Here is a 15648-nt window from a genome sequence, read left to right as displayed (position 1 = left end):
GCCATTGCCGCCCGGCGGCGGCCATGGCGCCTTCAGCTATCGCGGACGCCCGCCTGCAAATGCTTGAGGATGTCGATAAGCTCTGGCGCCATGTCGCGGATTTCGCGCAGATGGATGGCGCTCAGCCGCCGCAGCACCTCTTCGGATCGCTCCGTCAGTTGCAGCGTCTGCCGGCGCTTGTCGACGGGATCGGGATGGCGGGTGACATAGCCGGATTCAGTCAGTCGGCCCACCAGCTCGGTCGCCGTATGCGGGGCGATCAGCAGCCGCTCCGCCAGCATGCCGATCGTCATCGCCGAGCCCTGACGGTTGCCCTTGATCGCCAGCAGTGCCTGATGCTGCTGCGGCGGCAATCCCTCCCCATGAGCCGCGGAAGTGCTGAAATCCATGAATTTCCGCAGCGTATGACGCAGCGTCGCCAGCGCCTCGTAATCCGCCTGCGATAGCGTCTCTTCCATTGTTCCCACCACTGCCACCGTTTTCATTCCTGCCCGTTGTTTTCGATCGTTGATTTATATCGTGTTACGATATAAATGTGCTGCATAATAAATCCGGCCACCCCGCCGCCGAGCCTTAGCACAGAAAGCATTCCATGCAGGACATCAATGCACCCTTGCGACCCGCCCATGATTTTTCCGGGGGCGTCTCCCGGAAAGACAACGGCGATTTCACGACGGACAAGCGCGTGCTGCTGCTGGCGGCCATGGCGCTGGTCGTCGGCACCGGCGGCGCTTTTGCCGCCTGGGCGCTGATCAATCTCATCGCGCTCGTCACCAACGCCGTCTGGCTGTTCAAGATCAGCACCGAGCCGTTGTCGATGGCCACCGTCGCACGCTCTCCCTGGATGGTCGCCGCTCCCGTCATCGGCGGCATCGTCATCGGCCTGATGGCCCGATACGGCTCGGAAAAAATCCGCGGCCACGGCATTCCGGAAGCGATCGAGGCCATTCTCATCGGCGGCAGCCGCATGTCGCCGAAAGTGGCCGCCCTGAAGCCGCTCTCCTCCGCCATCTCGATCGGCACCGGCGGCCCGTTCGGCGCCGAGGGACCGATCATCATGACCGGCGGCGCGATCGGCTCCCTCTTCGCGCAGTTCTTTCATCTGAGCGCGGCCGAACGCAAGACGCTGCTGGTCGCGGGTGCGACCGCCGGCATGACGGCAATCTTCGGCTCCCCCATCGCCGCCGTCATGCTGGCGGTCGAACTGCTGCTGTTCGAATGGAAGCCACGCAGCTTCATTCCGGTTGCGATCGCCGCCTGCATCTCCATCGCCTGGCGGCCGCTGCTGATCGGCAGCGGCACCCTCTTCCCGGCTCATTTCGACATGCCTTTCGGCGCGTCGACCATCCTGCTCGCCGCTGGCGTCGGCATCATCGCCGGCCTGCAGTCCGGCCTGCTGACGACGCTGCTCTACCGCATCGAGGACGCCTTCGACACACTGCCTGTTCACTGGATGTGGTGGCCGGCGCTCGGCGGCCTCATCGTCGGCCTCGGCGGCCTGATCGAGCCGCGCGCCCTCGGCGTCGGCTATGACATCATAGCCGATCTCCTGAGCGACCATATCGTCGCCGGCGCGGTGTTGGCCATTCTGCTGGTGAAGGCCGGCATCTGGCTGGTGGCCTTGTCATCGGGCACCTCGGGCGGCGTGCTTGCGCCGCTGCTCATCCTCGGCGGCGCGCTCGGCTGGCTGGTCGGTCTCGCCCTGCCCGGCAATCCCGGCTTCTGGGCGCTGCTCGGCATGGCGGCGATGATGGGCGGCACGATGCGCGCACCCTTGACCGGCACCTTCTTCGCCATCGAACTGACCGGCGACATGCAGGCGCTGGTGCCGCTGCTTGCCGCAACCGTCGCTGCCTATGCCGTCACCGTGCTCTTGCTGAAACGGTCGATCCTGACGGAAAAGATCGCCCGCCGCGGCCAGCACATCACCCGCGAATACGGCATCGATCCCTTCGAGCTCACCCGCGCCGCCGACATCATGATCTCCAGGGTGCATAGCCTGCCCGCCGCCATGCCGGCCGCACAGGCACTGGCCGAGCTGACCGAACGCTCCGACGCGCACCGCTTCTATCCGGTGACAGAAACCGACGGCCGCCTGGTCGGCATGATCTCGCGCGCCGACGCGCTGCGCTGGCAGCAGGAGACCGACCTTGCCGGACAGACGCTCTACGATCTGATTTCGGACAGCTCGCTTCCGGTTGCCCATCCTCAGGACACCGTCGGGCGGGTCGCCGATATCATGATCCAGGCCGACACCGGCCGCGTTCCCGTCGTCGACGAACACAGTGGCGTCCTTGTCGGCCTCATCGCGCGCAAGGACCTGCTGCGCCTGCGCAGCGCGGCCAACCGCTCGGAACGCGAGCGCGGTGCCTATCTCGGTACAAAACGTTAAGGGAGGAGGAGCGGCATCAGCGGGAGATTTCAAAATCCCGCGCCGCTGTCTTCCCGCGCAAGGGAGGGAAGGAGCGATCCACGACGACCGATGGATGTTTACGATCCTGGGTGCCTACAAACGTAGGTGGGCGCCGTGTGTCCAGGCCCACGGGCCTGGTCAGGGACAGCTCCCTTTGGATCGAGTATGGCCCCAGGGATTGTGGTTCCTGTCGGGAAGCGCAGACCGCACGTCCTATATAAAGAGAATTCTCGCCTTGCACCAGAGGGGGCCAGGACGCAGTTCGGGAAATCGGGGAAAATCTCAGTTCGGCTCGGAGCCCGGACGGGCCGTCAGCTTTTCGGTGATGCCGCGAATGCGGGTCGTGACTTCGTCGATCACGGTCGCCAGCGTCTCCTCGTTGCGGGCATTGGCCGCCAAGGCGCTATCGCGATTGCCGCGCAGGGTCTCGAGCTCCTCCTCCAGTCCGGAAACGCGCCGCGTCAATTCCGAGACCTCGTCCATGATCATGATGCCGGACATCACGGTCAGGCGCAGATCGCCGATCTCGCCGAACTGGCTCTTCAGATGCATGACGTAGCGGTCGAAGCGGGTGGCGAGATCCGTCAGATGCGCTTCCTGCCCCTCTTCGCAGGCCATCCGATAGGCCTTGCCGTCGATCGTTACCGTTACCTGCGCCATTCGACTTTCCGATCATTGCCGCTGGTCGCGACGCCGCACCCCGAGGGGCTTAGCGGTCGAGCACGGCTCTTATGGTTTCCATCGCCGTCACAAGCCTGCGCGACACTTCGCGATTGACTTCTTCCAGCCGGTTCGCACGGAACTCGGCCTGGTCGAGTTCCTGGGCAAGCCGCGAACGATCGGCATGCACCCGGCGAACCTCGCCCTCGACATCGCTTTGCGTACGTTCGCGTTCGAAGCGTCCATCGACGGCGCTCTCCAAGGACGAAAGCGCCTGGCGCAATTGTGCGAGCGCCACATCCACCGTTTTGCCTGAGGACGTCATGTCTTCCGAGTCTCCGCGCAAGGCCCGAATCAAAATATCCGGCCACTTGTCTGATTTCCCAACAATATTCAACTCGGCAACTGGACGTCAATAAAGGCAGCCATGCGGCAGGTGGCCTAATCTGTGGATGAAGGTCGCCTTTATGGCTTGCCGGCGGCTTTGTCTTGCCATTGTCGTCTTTTGTCAAAGTCGACGGGCAAATGTTAAAAAATTGCCGCTGGAGGTCCGGATTGGCCCGTGGATTTGTTGACTTGCGCGCCCCAACTGCTATGTCTCAGCCGCCTGAGGCGACGTTGAAAATGGAGTTCGGAGGAACGTCTCGTTTTCAGCCGCCTTTCAACCGATGGCTCGGCTTCCCAAGCGTGCGGCCATCCCTCGAACCCGGAACATTGCGGAAAAACCCATGATCTCTCGCGAACAACACGACCGGATGGCGAATGCGATCCGTTTCCTTGCCATGGATGCAGTCGAGAAGGCCAATTCCGGTCACCCCGGTTTGCCGATGGGCATGGCGGACGTCGCCACCGTTCTCTTTAGCAAGTATCTGCGCTTCGATCCGAAGAACCCGCTTTGGCCGGATCGCGACCGCTTCGTGCTCTCGGCCGGCCACGGCTCGATGTTGCTCTACTCGGTCCTCTATCTGACCGGCTATCCCGACATGACCGTCGAGGAGCTGCAGCGCTTCCGCCAGCTCGGCTCCAAGACCGCAGGCCATCCGGAATATGGTCATGCCACCGGCATCGAAACCACCACCGGCCCGCTCGGCCAGGGCATTGCCAACGCTGTCGGCATGGCGATCGCCGAACGCAAGCTGCGCGAGGAATTCGGGTCTGAGCTTCAGGATCACTATACCTATGCCATGTGCGGCGACGGCTGCCTGATGGAAGGTATCAGCCACGAAGCCATCGCGCTCGCCGGCCACCTCAAGCTCAACAAGCTCATCCTGTTCTGGGACAACAACTCCATCACCATCGACGGCGCCGTCTCGCTGTCGGATTCGACCGACCAGATCATGCGCTTCAAGGCCGTTCACTGGAACACGATCGAAGTCGACGGTCACGACCAGGCCGCCATCGCCGCCGCCATCGAGGCTGCCCACAAGTCAGACCGCCCGACACTGATCGCCTGCAAGACCATCATCGGCTTCGGCGCTCCGAACAAGCAGGGCACCCACAAGGTCCACGGCTCGCCGCTCGGCGCCGAGGAAATCGCAGCAACCCGCGTCGCGCTGAACTGGCCCTACGAGCCCTTCGTCATTCCGAACGACGTTCTCGCCGATTGGCGTGCCGCTGGCGAACGCTCGATCGGCGTCCGCGAAGCCTGGGAAGGTCGCCTTGCCGCGGCCGACGCTGCCAAGAAGGCCGAGTTCACCCGCCGCTTCGATCACAAGCTGCCGGCCGGATTCGACGCCGCCATCAGCGACTACAAGAAGAAGCTCGCCGAAACCAAGCCGACGCTTGCCACCCGCAAGGCTTCGGAAGACGCGCTCGAAATTATCAACGGCTTCATCCCGGAAACGCTCGGGGGCTCCGCCGACCTGACGCCGTCGAACAACACCAAGACCAGCCAGATGAAGTCGATCACCCCGACCGACTTCTCCGGCCGCTACGTGCATTGGGGCATCCGCGAACACGGCATGGCCGCCGCGATGAACGGCATTTCCCTGCACGGCGGTCTCATCCCCTATTCGGGCGGCTTCCTGATCTTCTCGGATTATTGCCGTCCGCCGCTGCGCCTCGCCGCCCTGATGGGCATCCGCGCCATCCACGTCCTGACGCATGATTCCATCGGCGTCGGCGAAGACGGCCCGACCCACCAGCCGGTCGAGCAGGTCGCCAGCCTGCGCGCCATCCCGAACTTCCTGCTGTTCCGCCCGGCGGATGCGACGGAAACGGCCGAATGCTGGCAGATCGCCGTCAAGACGACCAACCGCCCGTCCGGTCTCGCGCTCACCCGCCAGAACCTGCAGGCCGCTCGTACCGAATATAGCGAGAAGAACCTCTGCGAACTCGGCGCCTATACGCTGGCCGGCAATGCCGACGCCAAGGTGACGATCTTCGCTTCGGGCTCCGAAGTCGAACTTGCCGTCGCCGCCCGCGCGACGCTCGAAGGCAAGGGTATTTCCACCCGCGTCGTTTCGGTTCCCTGCACCGAACTCTTCTTCGAGCAGCCGGAAGCCTACCGCAAGGACGTCATCGGCAACTCGCCGGTCAAGGTCGCCGTCGAAGCCGGCGTTCGCGAGGGCTGGGATGCCTTTATCGGTCCGGAAGGCGCCTTCATCGGCATGAAGGGCTTCGGCGCTTCCGCTCCGTACAAGGACGTCTACAAGCATTTCGGCATCACGACCGAAGCTGTCGTCGCCGCCGCCGAGGCAAAGCTTTCCTGAGGGCGCTGACAAGCGCTCTCAATTCCACTAGATAAACCGCCCTGAGTAAACGGGAGTGAATTGAATGACTGTAAAAGTTGCCATCAACGGCTTCGGCCGCATCGGCCGCAACGTTCTGCGCGCCATCGTCGAGTCCGGCCGCACCGACATCGAAGTCGTCGCGATCAACGACCTCGGCCCGGTCGAGACCAATGCCCATCTGCTGCGCTACGACTCCATCCACGGCCGTTTCCCGGCTGACGTGAAGGTCGAGGGCGACTCGATCATCATCAACAACGGCAAGCCGATCAAGGTTACCGCCATCAAGGACCCGGCAACCCTGCCGCACGCCGCCCTCGGCGTCGACATCGCGCTGGAATGCACCGGCATCTTCACCGCCCGCGACAAGGCTGCGCTGCACCTGACGGCAGGCGCCAAGCGCGTTATCGTCTCGGCTCCCGCCGACGGCGCCGACCTGACCGTCGTCTACGGCGTCAACCATGACAAGCTGACCCGCGACCACCTGGTCATCTCCAACGCATCCTGCACGACGAACTGCCTGGTTCCGGTCGTCAAGGTTCTGAATGACCTCATCGGTGTCGATCATGGCTTCATGACCACGATCCACTCCTACACCAACGACCAGCCGTCGCTCGACCAGATGCACAAGGATCTGTACCGCGCCCGCGCTGCCGCCCTCTCGATGATCCCGACCTCGACGGGCGCCGCCAAGGCCGTCGGCCTCGTGCTGCCGGAACTCAAGGGCAAGCTCGACGGTTCTTCGGTCCGCGTTCCCACCCCGAACGTTTCCGTCGTCGACCTCAAGTTCGTCGCCAAGCGCGCCACGAGCGTCGAGGAAATCAACGAAGCCATCAAGGCGGCCGCCAACGGCCCGCTGAAGGGCGTTCTCGGCTACACCGACGAGCCGCTGGTTTCGCGCGACTTCAACCATGACAACCACTCGTCGATCTTCGCGACCGACCAGACCAAGGTCATGGAAGGCACCTTCGTGCGCATCCTGACCTGGTACGACAACGAGTGGGGCTTCTCCAACCGCATGGCCGATACGGCCGTCGCGTTTGCCAAGCTGATCTGATCATGGCCTTCCGCCCTCTCCTCCCGACGACAGTCCGCTGGCGTCCGCTGGAGGGAGACGGGCTGGAGCATCTGACGATCGCTCCCATCGACACGGCCACCGGCGCGGCCATTCGCGCCTGTGGCACCATTATCGGCGGCCGTGGCGGCGCACCCTACGGCGTCTTCTATCGCATCGACTGCACCAGCGACTGGCGCGTCCTCTCCTTCTCGGTCGATGCCACCGATGGCCGGCGCCTTGCCTTGCGCTCCGACGGCGAAGGCCACTGGCATGACGAAAACGGCCGCGCCCTTCCGCAATTCGACGGCTGCATCGACATCGATCTCTACGGATCGCCCTTCACCAACAGCCTGCCGATCCGCCGGCTCGAGCTTGCGCCGGAAGACGGAACGGTGAAGCTCTCCATGCTCTACATTCCCTTCGACAGTTTCGAACCCGTGCGGGATGGCCAGCGCTACACCTGCATCACGCCGCAAAAGCTTTACCGCTACGCCGCGGAAGACCGGACCTTCACCGTCGACCTGCCCGTCGACGACGACGGCCTGGTGATCGACTATCCGATCTACTTCAAGCGCGTGGATATTTGAGACTGCCGATCAGGCCGCAGCCTCGATATCGAACTCGACATGTATCCGATCGTAGGGAAAGACGATTCCATTATTCGTTTTGTCGATGACTCCGTTGCGCAGTAAGAGCTCGACATCGGCGTGAACGCCCTTGAAGTCCCGCTCCACCCGGCGCGCCACTTCACGCATGCTCATTGGCCCCTGCCCACTCATGGCTCGCAGGATTTCAAGGCGCTTGGGTGCGAGGACACGATGCATCATATCCCATGACGCAAACGCAAGGCTCTCATCGGCCACGGCCTTCTGTCCGGCCTCTCCGGACTTCCACGCCTCCGCCGCGCGACTTAACGTCTCCTCCATCGTCTCTATTCTGACCTTAAGCGTCGTCATTGAACCATCCTTTCACGTCCTGCATGAAATCGGCGAGCAGCTTGTCGACATTCTCGAAGACGTAGGGCATCTCGATGGCCCCCAAATGTTTGTGATCGCCTTTTCCCGCCTCGTTGTCGTAATAACGCAGAACACAAACATTTTCGACAACGAGCGCCAGCCGGTATTTTATCGTGTGCTGGCTGCCGCGCAGTGGAACAGGCACCTGCCAGAGCACAATTTCGACGAACGCCCCTTCACGGAGCTGACGCCTCGTCTTCTGGATCAGCTTCGCTTCCATGATGGAATCAGTACCATCAGATAGGATTGATGTAAATTACCACATCACCTTAAAAACATCTCAAATCTTTCCTCCTCCTGCCCTGCTATCGTCCAGATTCACCAATAAATTTTTGATAGGAATTTCCCCTGGCATTCCCGGCCGATTCGTCGTTCTGGCGAACCGCATCACACCATGAAGTCGCAACCGTCGGAGCGGGTCTCTATCCCTGCCTCCGCCTCGCTCATATTTTGTGTTTGCGAATTCGAGCGGTGCGGCAGCATGATGGACCAAGGGGGAATGACGGATGATCCGGACGGGCGGTCCGGACAGCGGCGCGCGGGAAAGGGGAAGATCGAGTGGAGGCATTTTACGTCATCGTGCTGGTGAGCACGGTTCTGATCCTGATCGCGGCCTTCTCCAGCCTGCTGGCCTTCCGTTTCGGCGCGCCGTTGCTGCTCTTGTTCCTGATGATCGGGCTGATGGCCGGCACGGACGGGCTCGGCATCGAATTCTCCAACAATTATCTCGCCTATATCCTCGGCTCCCTCGCCCTCGCCATCATCCTCTTCGACTCCGGCTACGGCACGCCGATCCAGGCCTTCAAGCTCGCGGCCGCGCCGGCATTGACCATCGCCTCCGTCGGCGTCCTGGTGACGGCGGCGTTGTTCGGCCTCGCTGCCACCTGGCTTCTCGGCTTCACCTGGCTGCAGGGCCTGCTGCTCGGTTCGATCGTCGCCTCGACGGATGCCGCTGCCGTGTTCTTCCTGCTGCGCATCGGCGGCATCAACATCCGCGACAAGGTACGCTCGACGCTGGAGGTCGAATCCGGCACCAACGACCCCATGGCGATCTTCCTGACGCTGGCGCTCGTCGAATTGCTGGCAAGCGGCGAAGGCTATGGCGGCATCAATCTTGCGATGCTGATCACCTTCGTCCAGCAGATGGGTCTCGGCGTCATCCTCGGCCTGCTCGGCGGCATGATGATCGTGCTGATCGTCAGCCATCTGGAGACCGATCGCGGCCTGACGCCGATCTTCGTACTGGCGCTTGCCCTGCTCGTCTTCTCCTTCACCGGTGCTGTCGGCGGCAGCGGCTTCCTCGCCGTCTATGTCGCCGGGATTTACGCCGGCAATCGCCGGATGCCGGCCTCCGCCAGCATCAAGCGCTTCCAGGACGGCATGACCTGGCTGGCGCAGATCATCATGTTCCTGGTCCTCGGCCTACTCGCCACGCCGTCGCAATTTCCGGCCATCGCCATTCCCGCGGTGGCGCTGGCGCTGTTCCTGATCTTCATCGCCCGTCCCATCGCCGTCTGGCTCTGCCTGCTACCCTTCGACTATACGCAGCGGGAAACCGGCTTCGTCGCCTGGGTCGGCCTGCGCGGCGCCGTCTCCATCCTGCTCGCCATCATGCCGATCCTCGGCAATCTCGAGAGCGGGCAGACCTATTTCAACGTCGCCTTCATCGTCGTGCTGGTCTCCCTGCTCGTCCAGGGCTGGACGATCAAGCCGATGGCCCGCCGGCTCAACCTCATCGTGCCGCCGCGCATGGGCGCGGTCGACAAGGTCGAGGTCGATCTGCCGGGCGCGGTCAACCATGAACTGCTGTCCTACCGCGTCGTCAAGGACAGCCCGGTCCTGCGCGGTGAACGCATCCCGCGCTGGGCCATGCCGTCCCTCATCGTGCGCGACGGCAAATCCATGCGCTATCAATATGCCGGCCGCCTGCGGGAGAACGATCTCGTCTATCTCTTCATCCCGCCCAGCTATTCGCGGCTGCTCGACCGCCTCTTCGCCAGCCGCGCCCCCGTCGATCCGGACGATGCCGATTTCTTCGGCGCCTTCTCGATCTCGCCGCTGCGCCCCGCCGCCGATCTCGATGCCGCCTATGGGCCGGGGCTTCTGAGCGAAGCGGAGAAGGGCCTGACGATCGCCGAGCTCATGCGCCAGCGCCTTGGCGGCAAGGCCGATTATGCCGACCGCGTCCGCCTCGGCGAGATCATCCTGATAGTCCGAGATCTCGACGAAAACGACCATATCCAGTCCGTCGGCATGTCGCTGGAGGCGCTGGAACCGGCGATGACGTTGCCGATTTTCGCCAATCTGCACGACATCCTGAACGGCATCCGCAGCCTCCTGCGCAGGCGCCGGGAGCGTGCCGGCGAGGCGGGCAAAAACGACGCCTGAGATGCCTTGCGTCTCAGATCATCCGTAGTATGGTCGGCGCACTTCACGCCACCAACAACATTGGATCCTCCCATGCCAGCCTTCAAGACCCTCGACGACCTCACCGACATCACCGGCAAGCGCGTGCTCGTGCGCGTCGACCTCAATGTGCCGGTCAAGGACGGCAAGGTGACCGATGCGACCCGGATCGAGCGTGTCGCGCCGACCATTCTCGAATTGTCCGGCAAGGGCGCCAAGGTCATCCTGCTGGCCCATTTCGGCCGCCCGAAGGATGGTCCCTCGCCGGACCTGTCGCTGTCCCTGATCGTCCCGGCCGTCGAGGAAGTGCTCGACCACGCCGTTCTCTTCGCCTCGGACTGCATCGGCCAACCGGCCGCGGAGGCGGTGGCGAAGATGAACAACGGCGATATCCTGCTGCTTGAAAACACCCGCTTCCACAAGGAAGAAGAGAAGAACGATGCGGCCTTCACCAAGGCGCTGGCCGCCAATGGCGACCTCTATGTGAACGACGCCTTCTCGGCCGCCCACCGCGCCCATGCCTCGACCGAGGGCCTTGCCCACCACCTGCCCGCCTATGCCGGCCGCACCATGCAGGCCGAGCTCGAAGCGCTTGAAAAGGGCCTCGGCAATCCGGTCCGCCCGGTCGTCGCCATCGTCGGCGGCGCCAAGGTTTCGACCAAGATCGATCTCCTGCAGAACCTGGTCAAGAAGGTCGATGCCCTGGTGATCGGTGGCGGCATGGCCAACACCTTCCTCGCTGCCCGCGGCACCAATGTCGGCAAGTCGCTCTGCGAACATGACCTGGCCGAAACCGCCAAGCAGATCATGATCGAGGCCGCGGCCGCCGGCTGCGCCATCGTCCTGCCGGAAGACGGCGTCGTCGCCCGTGAATTCAAGGCGGGTGCCGACAACGAGATCGTGCCGATCGAAGCCATTCCCGCCGACGCCATGGTCCTCGATGTCGGCCCGAAATCGGTCGAAGCCGTCAAGGCTTGGATCGAACGCGCCACGACACTGGTCTGGAACGGCCCGCTCGGCGCCTTCGAAATCGCCCCCTTCGACGCAGCCACCGTCGCGGCCGCCAAATACGCCGCCGAACGTACCAAGGCCGGCAAGCTCACCTCGGTTGCCGGCGGCGGCGATACGGTTTCCGCGCTGAACCACGCCGGCGTCGCCGACGACTTCAGCTATGTCTCGACGGCGGGCGGCGCCTTCCTCGAATGGATGGAAGGCAAGGTCCTGCCGGGCGTCGCCGTTCTCACCGCCGCGAAATAACGGCCGCGCAGTGACGATCGGGAAAGCCGCGATGACAAGAGTTTCGCGGCTTTCCTCCAGAGGCCCGAACAGTCTCCAAAACTTTCAAACGGTTGAAATCATTTCAATCGTTTCAATTAGTTAGCTGCCCATTTCCCTCCTCCTCCACTTCTGTTATCGGCGATTCATATTCCACTCGTCGCTGACTGAAATCGCCTTGGAGAACGAAAATGAGCGAAAGAATTGAAGACATTGCCGTAAAGATGGTTGCCGATGGCAAGGGCCTCCTTGCCGCGGACGAATCCACCGCCACGATCAAGAAGCGCTTCGATACGATCGCTCTCGCCTCGACCGAAGAGAGCCGCCGCGACTATCGCGAAATGCTCTTCCGCTCCGACGACGCGATGAAGAAGTACATCTCCGGCGTCATCCTCTATGAGGAAACCCTCTTCCAGAAAGCTGCGGACGGCACGCCTTTCGTCGACGTCATCAAGGCCGCCGGCAGCATTCCGGGCATCAAGGTCGATGTCGGTGCCAAGCCGCTGGCCGCCTTCCCCGACGAAACCATCACGGAAGGCCTCGACGGCCTCGCCGACCGCCTGGTGAAATATTACGATGCCGGCGCTCGCTTCGCCAAATGGCGCGGCGTGATCGCCATTTCCGACACGCTGCCGACCTATGGCGCGGTCAAGGCCAACGCCCACGCGCTCGCCCGCTACGCCGCTCTTTGCCAGCAGGCCAAGATCGTGCCGATCGTCGAGCCGGAAGTGCTGATGGACGGCGTGCCCGGCACGCAGGATCTCGACCGCAGCGAGGAAGTCACCCGCTGGGCGCTGCAGATCGTCTTCCAGGAACTCGCCGAAGCCCGCGTCAGCCTTGAAGGCATGATCCTGAAGCCGAGCATGGTCATCGACGGCAAGAAGGCCCGCAAGGCCTCCGTCGAGCAGGTCGCCGAGCGCACCGTCAAGGTGCTGAAGGAAACCGTTCCCGCCGCCGTTCCGGGCATCGCCTTCCTCTCCGGTGGTCAATCGCCAGAAGAAGCGACCGCGCATCTCTCCGCCATCAACGGCTACGATCTTCCCTGGTTCGTCACCTTCTCCTATGGCCGCGCCCTTCAGGACAGCGCGCTCAAGGCATGGGGCGGTAAACTGGAAAACGTCGCTGCCGGCCAGCGCGCCTTCACCCACCGCGCCGAGATGAACTATCTTGCCGCCAAGGGAAACTGGACGAAGGAACGCGAAAAGGCTGCTTGATTTCAGGCGGCATTTCGAACGGATGGAAGCCCCGATCGCGATGCGGTCGGGGCTTTTTATCTTTACCGATGTTGTGCATAGCCCGAGAATGCCGACCGCGAAGTTGTCACCCGCACAAGTTTCAGCTTCCGGCGGCAAACGGCAGGCGCTTATATCCTGATCATTTCTTGATGAGCAGGAGCCGCCCATGCCCACCGTCGCCTATTTCACCATCGACGTCTTCACCTCCGAACGCTTTGCCGGCAATCCGCTCGCCGTCATTCCCGATGCGCGGGGCTTGAGCGACGAGGCGATGCAGAAGATCGCGACGGAGTTCAATTATTCCGAAGTGACCTTCGTGCTGCCGCCGGAGAATCCGGACAATACGGCGCGCGTCCGCATCTTTACGCCGACCAAGGAAATCCCCTTCGCTGGCCACCCCAATGTCGGCACGGCCTTCGTGCTCGGACGGCAAACGGAGATCTTCGGAAAGGCGCCGGGCGACAGGCTTCTCTTCGAAGAGAAAGCCGGGTTGGTGGATGTGCAGCTCCTGCGCAACGGCACCGAGGTCAGCGGCGCGAAGATACGGGCGCCCGGCGCGTTGCGGGTGGGCAGCGCCATCGCCGGCGAGCTTGTCGCCCGCTGTGTCGAGATCGATCCCGCATCCATCCGTCATGAAACGCACAGCCCGACATTCGCCTCCGTCGGGCTGCTCTTCGCCTTTGCCGAAGTGGATGGTCTCGAAACCCTCGGCAAGGCCCGCCCGAATGCAGCCGTCTTCGCCGAAGCAGCCGCCCGCCATCAAGACGAGAAGACCGATTTTTCGCTGTTCCTCTATACGCGCTCGGCCGACAAGCCCTGGCATATCCGCGCCCGCATGTTCGCGCCGCTGGACAATGTTCTCGAAGATCCGGCGACCGGCAGCGCCTCCGCCGCCCTTGGCGCCTATCTGGCCTCCTTGCTGCCCGAGAGTGACACGAAGCTGGACATCACCATCGAACAGGGCGTGGAAATGGGTCGGCGCAGCCTGATCGATCTCGATGTCAGGAAATCCGCCGGCTCCGTCACCGACGTCTTCGTCTCGGGCGATTGCGTCAGCGTCATGCGCGGCGAAGTCACCTTTTAGGCCAGATCCAAGACCCCAGCTTGGGACCCGTGCGTCAAAACGTCTCGTTGATGACCAGCGCGATGGTCCAGGCCACGAAGGCGATGATCGCAAGCTTCCAGAAATCAGAACGCCGCCGGAGCCCAGGCAGCCCGAGCGGCTTGATGATCTGCACCGCCATGGCCAGCATCAGCAGCGCCGCGATCGCTTTTGTCACGCTATTTTTCCCCGTTTGCGCAAGAGTGAGCACGCTCTGTCGAAAAAGCCGCAGCGCAGTTTTTAAGATCATGCTCTAATCGTCATAGGACGGACATTTTTCCGCGCCAACAGACTGTTTCTACACGCCGATAGCGGCAATCCGGGGCACAATCAATAGCGAAAGCTGGCAGGGCGCGTTTCCTGCCTTATCGGTTCCTTAAGCGGAATCGAACGAAAGTGGGGGACATGAAAAGAAATATTTTGCCCGTTCTCGCCCTGCTGTTCGGTACGCTCTTCCTGTTCACGGGAAATGGCCTGCACGGCCTGCTCCTGCCCGTGCGCGGCACCGCCGAAGGCTATGCCACGACGACGCTCGGCTTGCTCGGCACCACCTGGGCCACCGGCTTCGTGCTCGGCTGCCTGACGGCGCCGAAACTGGTGCGGCGCATCGGCCATGTGCGCGCCTTTTCCGGCTTCATCTCCGTCATCGCCATCATCGCGCTTCTGACCGGCATCATCGTCGATCCCTATTGGTGGGTGGCGCTGCGCGCCGTCACCGGCTTCTGCACCGCCGGCACCTCGATGATCATCGAAAGCTGGCTCAACGAGCGGGCGACCAACGAGAGCCGGGGAGCGATCTTTTCGCTCTATATCGGCATCACCCTGATCGGCGCCGTCGCCGGGCAGATGATGGTTCCCTTCGCCGACGTGCATACGCCCATCCTCTTCATGATCTGCGGCATCTGCTATTGCGTCGCCATGCTGCCGACGACGCTGTCGACCGCGGCGTCGCCGCAGCCGCTGAAAACGGTCAGCCTCGACCTGAAGGCGCTCTATCGCAATTCGCCGGTCGCGTCCCTCGGCATCCTGCTCGTCGGCATCGCCAACGGCGCCTACGGCACGCTTGGCGCCGTCTTCGGCGCCAATGCCGGCCTGCCCGAGCGCGATATCGCGCTGATGATGAGCTCGACCATCTTCGCCGGCGCCCTGATGCAGCTTCCGGCCGGACGCCTTTCCGACCGCATCGACCGCCGCTATGTGCTCGCCGGCATGGCCGCCATCGCGGCACTCGACGGCCTGCTGCTCTTCCTGTTGCAGCCGGGCAGCCCCTATTTTCTGATCGGCATGGTGGTCATCTATGGCGCGGTCGCCAACACGCTCTATCCGATCGCCGTCGCCCATGCCAACGACTTCGCCGCGCCCGAGGATTTCGTCAAGGTTTCCGGCGGCCTCCTCCTGCTCTACGGCATCGGCACGATCATCGGCCCGACGCTCGGCGGCCCGGTCATGTCGGTCATCGGTCCCTACGCGCTGTTCTTCGTCACCGCTGTCGCCCATGTGCTGATCACCGCCTATGCGATCTTCCGCAGCCGCCAGCGCGCCGCCAAGCCCGCGAGCGATCGCGACACCTATACGACCATGCCTTCGGCCAACGCGCAGATGATCACGCCCGAAAGCATGGCGCTTGCACGCAGTGACCCTTCAAAAAAAGACGATACCACTGTAAATTACGGCACCTGAACCCACTGGAGCATCTTGTCCGCTTTCAGGCTGCATCCCTGCAAGCGGACAAGATGCTCTGGATTCGAAAGGCTG

Annotated in this window: 15 protein-coding genes and 1 other RNA gene; 9 read left to right on the top strand and 7 right to left on the bottom strand. The window is 62.9% G+C overall.

Annotated features, from left to right (window positions below; all coding sequences use genetic code 11):
• Window positions 1-32 precede the first annotated feature (32 nt).
• On the bottom strand, window positions 33-458 hold the full coding sequence (locus FHX11_RS20515) for a helix-turn-helix domain-containing protein (protein WP_184359996.1): 426 nt from the start codon (window positions 456-458) through the stop codon (window positions 33-35).
• 134 nt (window positions 459-592) lie between these two features.
• On the opposite strand from FHX11_RS20515, the gene FHX11_RS20510 reads away from it, so the two are divergent.
• Window positions 593-2392: a chloride channel protein gene (locus FHX11_RS20510; protein WP_184359994.1), complete on the top strand. Its 1800-nt coding sequence runs from the start codon at window positions 593-595 to the stop codon at window positions 2390-2392.
• A 71-nt stretch (window positions 2393-2463) separates the two neighbouring features.
• Here FHX11_RS20510 and ssrS read toward each other — a convergent pair.
• The 3 genes from ssrS to FHX11_RS20495 all read right to left on the bottom strand — a co-directional run bounded on the left by ssrS (window position 2464) and on the right by FHX11_RS20495 (window position 3398).
• Window positions 2464-2622: non-coding RNA, 6S RNA (gene ssrS, locus FHX11_RS20505), on the bottom strand.
• Window positions 2623-2695: 73 nt separating this feature from the next.
• Complete coding sequence (locus FHX11_RS20500; RefSeq protein WP_184359992.1) at window positions 2696-3073, bottom strand: cell division protein ZapA; 378 nt, start codon at window positions 3071-3073, stop codon at window positions 2696-2698.
• 49 nt (window positions 3074-3122) lie between these two features.
• Entirely contained in the window at window positions 3123-3398 is a 276-nt protein-coding gene (locus FHX11_RS20495; RefSeq protein WP_184359990.1) for a DUF4164 domain-containing protein, read from the bottom strand.
• Between the two features lie 403 nt (window positions 3399-3801).
• On the opposite strand from FHX11_RS20495, the gene tkt reads away from it, so the two are divergent.
• From tkt to FHX11_RS20480, 3 genes are all read left to right on the top strand, one after another.
• Window positions 3802-5784 (top strand): transketolase, encoded by a 1983-nt coding sequence (gene tkt / locus FHX11_RS20490; protein ID WP_184359988.1) that lies wholly within the window; start codon window positions 3802-3804, stop codon window positions 5782-5784.
• A gap of 64 nt (window positions 5785-5848) precedes the next feature.
• Window positions 5849-6859, top strand: a complete 1011-nt coding sequence (gap, locus tag FHX11_RS20485; protein ID WP_184359987.1) for a type I glyceraldehyde-3-phosphate dehydrogenase — start codon at window positions 5849-5851, stop codon at window positions 6857-6859.
• Between the two features lie 2 nt (window positions 6860-6861).
• Window positions 6862-7446, top strand: a complete 585-nt coding sequence (locus FHX11_RS20480) for a putative glycolipid-binding domain-containing protein (RefSeq protein ID WP_184359985.1) — start codon at window positions 6862-6864, stop codon at window positions 7444-7446.
• 9 nt (window positions 7447-7455) lie between these two features.
• Here FHX11_RS20480 and FHX11_RS20475 read toward each other — a convergent pair whose 3' ends face one another.
• Both FHX11_RS20475 and FHX11_RS20470 read right to left on the bottom strand, forming a co-directional pair.
• Entirely contained in the window at window positions 7456-7815 is a 360-nt protein-coding gene (locus FHX11_RS20475) for a transcriptional regulator (protein ID WP_184359983.1), read from the bottom strand.
• Complete coding sequence (locus FHX11_RS20470; RefSeq protein ID WP_184359981.1) at window positions 7802-8095, bottom strand: DUF6516 family protein; 294 nt, start codon at window positions 8093-8095, stop codon at window positions 7802-7804. The genes FHX11_RS20475 and FHX11_RS20470 overlap by 14 nt, the downstream gene beginning before the upstream one ends.
• Window positions 8096-8433: 338 nt before the next feature.
• On the opposite strand from FHX11_RS20470, the gene FHX11_RS20465 reads away from it, so the two are divergent.
• From FHX11_RS20465 to FHX11_RS20450, 4 genes are all read left to right on the top strand, one after another.
• On the top strand, window positions 8434-10263 hold the full coding sequence (locus tag FHX11_RS20465; protein ID WP_184359978.1) for a potassium/proton antiporter: 1830 nt from the start codon (window positions 8434-8436) through the stop codon (window positions 10261-10263).
• 72 nt (window positions 10264-10335) lie between these two features.
• A complete protein-coding gene (locus tag FHX11_RS20460) occupies window positions 10336-11538 on the top strand; it encodes a phosphoglycerate kinase (protein WP_184359976.1) in 1203 nt (400 codons plus the stop codon).
• Between the two features lie 209 nt (window positions 11539-11747).
• Entirely contained in the window at window positions 11748-12770 is a 1023-nt protein-coding gene (locus tag FHX11_RS20455; RefSeq protein ID WP_184359974.1) for a class I fructose-bisphosphate aldolase, read from the top strand.
• 187 nt (window positions 12771-12957) lie between these two features.
• Window positions 12958-13875, top strand: a complete 918-nt coding sequence (locus FHX11_RS20450) for a PhzF family phenazine biosynthesis protein (protein ID WP_184359972.1) — start codon at window positions 12958-12960, stop codon at window positions 13873-13875.
• A gap of 34 nt (window positions 13876-13909) precedes the next feature.
• Here the strand turns inward: FHX11_RS20450 and FHX11_RS20445 are convergent, their stop codons facing one another.
• Window positions 13910-14071, bottom strand: coding sequence for a hypothetical protein (locus FHX11_RS20445; RefSeq protein ID WP_184359970.1), 162 nt, complete (start codon window positions 14069-14071; stop codon window positions 13910-13912).
• A gap of 227 nt (window positions 14072-14298) precedes the next feature.
• On the opposite strand from FHX11_RS20445, the gene FHX11_RS20440 reads away from it, so the two are divergent.
• A complete protein-coding gene (locus tag FHX11_RS20440; RefSeq protein WP_184359967.1) occupies window positions 14299-15573 on the top strand; it encodes an MFS transporter in 1275 nt (424 codons plus the stop codon).
• Window positions 15574-15648: the final 75 nt, after the last annotated feature.

The sequence above is a fragment of the Rhizobium sp. BK602 genome, assembly GCF_014195095.1.
Taxonomy (GTDB): domain Bacteria; phylum Pseudomonadota; class Alphaproteobacteria; order Rhizobiales; family Rhizobiaceae; genus Rhizobium.
Note: the sequence above shows the minus strand (reverse complement) of the source record. Positions and strands in the feature narration are given on the sequence as shown.

Coding starts and splice junctions, on each gene's coding strand:
- FHX11_RS20515 (WP_184359996.1), bottom strand. CDS start 458: ATGGAAGAGACGCTATCGCAGGCGGATTACGAGGCGCTGGCGACGCTG.
- FHX11_RS20510 (WP_184359994.1), top strand. CDS start 593: ATGCAGGACATCAATGCACCCTTGCGACCCGCCCATGATTTTTCCGGG.
- FHX11_RS20500 (WP_184359992.1), bottom strand. CDS start 3,073: ATGGCGCAGGTAACGGTAACGATCGACGGCAAGGCCTATCGGATGGCC.
- FHX11_RS20495 (WP_184359990.1), bottom strand. CDS start 3,398: ATGACGTCCTCAGGCAAAACGGTGGATGTGGCGCTCGCACAATTGCGC.
- tkt (WP_184359988.1), top strand. CDS start 3,802: ATGATCTCTCGCGAACAACACGACCGGATGGCGAATGCGATCCGTTTC.
- gap (WP_184359987.1), top strand. CDS start 5,849: ATGACTGTAAAAGTTGCCATCAACGGCTTCGGCCGCATCGGCCGCAAC.
- FHX11_RS20480 (WP_184359985.1), top strand. CDS start 6,862: ATGGCCTTCCGCCCTCTCCTCCCGACGACAGTCCGCTGGCGTCCGCTG.
- FHX11_RS20475 (WP_184359983.1), bottom strand. CDS start 7,815: ATGACGACGCTTAAGGTCAGAATAGAGACGATGGAGGAGACGTTAAGT.
- FHX11_RS20470 (WP_184359981.1), bottom strand. CDS start 8,095: ATGGAAGCGAAGCTGATCCAGAAGACGAGGCGTCAGCTCCGTGAAGGG.
- FHX11_RS20460 (WP_184359976.1), top strand. CDS start 10,336: ATGCCAGCCTTCAAGACCCTCGACGACCTCACCGACATCACCGGCAAG.
- FHX11_RS20455 (WP_184359974.1), top strand. CDS start 11,748: ATGAGCGAAAGAATTGAAGACATTGCCGTAAAGATGGTTGCCGATGGC.
- FHX11_RS20450 (WP_184359972.1), top strand. CDS start 12,958: ATGCCCACCGTCGCCTATTTCACCATCGACGTCTTCACCTCCGAACGC.
- FHX11_RS20440 (WP_184359967.1), top strand. CDS start 14,299: ATGAAAAGAAATATTTTGCCCGTTCTCGCCCTGCTGTTCGGTACGCTC.